Annotated in this window: 2 protein-coding genes; both read right to left on the bottom strand. The window is 45.0% G+C overall.

All coding sequences use genetic code 11. The features are described 5' to 3' along the window. Positions 1-373: 373 nt before the first annotated feature. A complete protein-coding gene (locus tag IM322_RS18360) occupies positions 374-1,075 on the bottom strand; it encodes a 2,3-bisphosphoglycerate-dependent phosphoglycerate mutase (RefSeq protein WP_286826101.1) in 702 nt (233 codons plus the stop codon). Between the two features lie 214 nt (positions 1,076-1,289). After that, positions 1,290-2,711: a pyruvate kinase gene (pyk, locus tag IM322_RS18355; protein WP_287674578.1), complete on the bottom strand. Its 1,422-nt coding sequence runs from the start codon at positions 2,709-2,711 to the stop codon at positions 1,290-1,292. Positions 2,712-3,235: the final 524 nt, after the last annotated feature.

Below are 3,235 nucleotides of genomic sequence, written 5' to 3'. Positions count from 1 at the left end.
GTGGTCAACTACCTAATTTTCAGGGAAAAAGTACCTGAATTTTCCCCCTGATCACTCCCAGGCCTGGTACTTTTTGATTGACAAAAAGTCTAAAAGTCTTACCCAACAAGGTTTTTAGATTTATTCAGCAGACCCTATTTATACCTCTATCACAACCAATCCACCGCCCGAAATCTGTATCTAGGGTTTGCGGCAAAAAGTTTTTCGTGGGGTGTGGGGTGTGGGGATAAGTAGCTGGTTATAATTAAATTGAAGATGGCTCCCGCCTTAATCCCCCCTTAATTTCCCCTTAATAAGGGGGGTGTCTGACAATTTTTAACATCTACCCACTTAACATAAAATGACCTCGCGCGCTTGGAAGAAGACGGAAAAATCAGGGCAGAATTTGCTTACTAATAATTTTTCCCATCTTATCGAGATCATAGACAATTGGAACTCCCGTGATTAACTCCAAACCGGGGACTTCTTCTGGGCTAAGATTTTCTAAGGTCATAATCATTGCCCGCAAGGAATTACCGTGGGCTGCCACCAAGACATTATCACCCTGTCGGATATGGGAGAGAATACGACTCTGAAAAAAGGGTGCAACCCGGGCGACGGTGTCCTCTAAACTTTCACCTCCTGGAGGACGGGTAAAATAGGATCTACGCCATTCCTTAACCTGTGCCTCTCCGAATTTAGCGGCAGTTTCGGCTTTATTCAAACCCTGTAAATCACCATAATAGCGCTCGTCGATGGACTGACTGGGAAAAATCGGAATTTCCTGACTGGGATCACCATCGTACCGATCCCAGCCGTGCCAATCAGGATCATCGCTATCGTGTTTAAAAATAGGGATTTTACCGGCGCGAATTTCATCACACTCAGTCAGACAAATTATTGCCGTTTCCATAGTGCGAATTAGGAGACTGGTAAAACAGACATCGATGGTGATATTGGCCTCTTTCAGTTTACAGGCAGCGATCATGGCTTCAGCACGACCGCGTTCACTCAAGGGAACATCGACCCATCCAGTGAATTTATTGGCCGCATTCCAAAGACTTTGGCCGTGACGAATTAATACAAGTTTTGACATGGGTTTTCTTGGGGAATGGGGAAGTGGGGAATGGGGAGATGGGGAAGTGGGGGACACCACTTCGTACGCGTTGCGGGGGGAAGTGGGGTGTGGGGTGTGGGGTGTGGGGTGTGGGGTGTGGGGTGTGGGGAGAATAAATAGAAATAATCTCCTATCTCCTATCTCCCGTCTCCTGTCTCCTATCTCCTGAATACTGACCCCTGAATCCTAGAACTTACGAAATCGTGTGAATTTTGAGGAAATTAGTGCCTTTAGTTTTCTGCATGGGAATTCCCGCCATAATCAGGATTTTATCGCCCGATTGCGCTAGATTTTTCTGAAGTAGAATTGATTCCGTTTGCTTTAACACATCCTCAAAGACAGACACCTGATGGTCAAGAAGAATCGGGATCACACCCCAGACTAGGTTGAGACGGTGATAGACTCGTTTATTGGGAGTCATGGCAATGACGGGAACCGAGGGACGTTCCTTAGAAGCCAGTAGCGAAGTGTAGCCAGAAGTGGTAAAAGTGACAATATAACGGAGATCAAGGGTTTGATCGATCGCCACTAAAGCCTCACTGAGAGCGTGAGTTTCATCGGACTCATTGGGGGGAACATTATCAAACTTCACATCCGCTTCCACATCATGGGCGATTTTGGCCAACATAGCCACAGCTTTGACGGGAAAATCTCCCACTGCTGATTCCCCCGATAACATCACCGCATCGGTTCCATCGATAATCGCATTAGCCACATCACTAGCCTCGGCCCGAGTCGGTCGGGGATTGTGAATCATGCTTTCTAACATCTGGGTGGCAGTGATGACGGGAATAGTTTTCATGTTGCAGAGTTTGATAATGCGTTTTTGCAACATGGGGACTTTTTCGGGACTTAATTCTACCCCCAAATCACCCCGGGCCACCATAATTCCGTCACATTCCTCGATAATTGACTCCAAATTTTCGATCGCTTGCGGTTTTTCAATTTTAGCTATCACTGGCACATCCGCATGATTTCTCTCGGCTAAAAATGCTTTAATCGCCTTGATATCTTCTCCTTTACGAACAAAACTCAGGGAAACCCAATCAACCCCCTGAGAAAGACCAAATTCTAGGTCTTGTTTGTCTTTTTCGGTCATGGAAGGTAAGCGCAAATTGAGACGGGGTAGATTGACTCCCTTGCGACTTTTGAGAATTCCTCCCTCCAACACTTGACATTTTAGGTCTTTTCCGTTAATTTCAACGATTTTTAGCTCTAATAAGCCGTCATCAAGGAGAATTTGCTCATCTAGCTGTGCTTCCTCGGCCAGATAGGGATAATCGATCGCAACGGTGTTCGCTTCTCCCCGATACTCATCCATGGGTACAAGGGTGAGATAATCGCCGTTGTTGATGGTAATGGAACCATTGGGGAGATTACCAACGCGAATTTTTGGACCTTGTAAATCTTGCAGGAGAGTGATCGGATTGTCTAATTCTTGAGAAATTTGCCGTAAAAGGCTAACAACTCTCGCATGATCTTCGTAGCTACCGTGGGAAAAGTTTAGCCGCGCTACATTCATCCCCGCACCGATCATCTCCTTAAGGACTTCCGGCGAATTACTGGCAGGGCCGATCGTGGCTACGATCTTAGTTCTATGGGTAATAATTGACATGGAACCCTTACTAATCAATCTTGGGACGATTACATGATATTCACTTTAGGTTAACTAAAAGTGAAGCGGAAAACAAATTAAGCTTTTCCACAGACTTGCAATCGATCCAGATCCTCTCCTTCGCGGTCAGGAGTCAGTGATCAGTGATCGGATTTGCGTTTTCAGTCAATAGTATTAATACTAAATCTGTTGAGTATAGGCTACTTATGAGGATAGGCACTCATGCAAGAGGCACTCATGCAAAAGGAGGAATAGATAATCAGTCTTTAATAACTGGATTTAGTATAATTAGATAGTCAACAGCTTATCGAAAATTTGGGTTAAAACCCCGTCGTTTTACGACGGCTTTAAGCTACAATGGAAAAAGCGATAACCAAGCTAAACACTGAACCTTGACAACAGATAGTAGGGGGTTTCGTTCAGAAAAGACTTCAAATTCGGCCTTGAACGAGTAAAACTTTCTAGGAAATAAGGTTGAACATGAGATTTTTTCGACTTGTTCAAAGTGGCCGTCCGGCATTCGG

Origin of the sequence: Microcystis sp. M109S1 (assembly GCF_020247025.1) — a bacterium.
Taxonomy (GTDB): Bacteria; Cyanobacteriota; Cyanobacteriia; order Cyanobacteriales; family Microcystaceae; genus Microcystis.
This window is presented reverse-complemented; position numbering and strand designations above follow the sequence as displayed.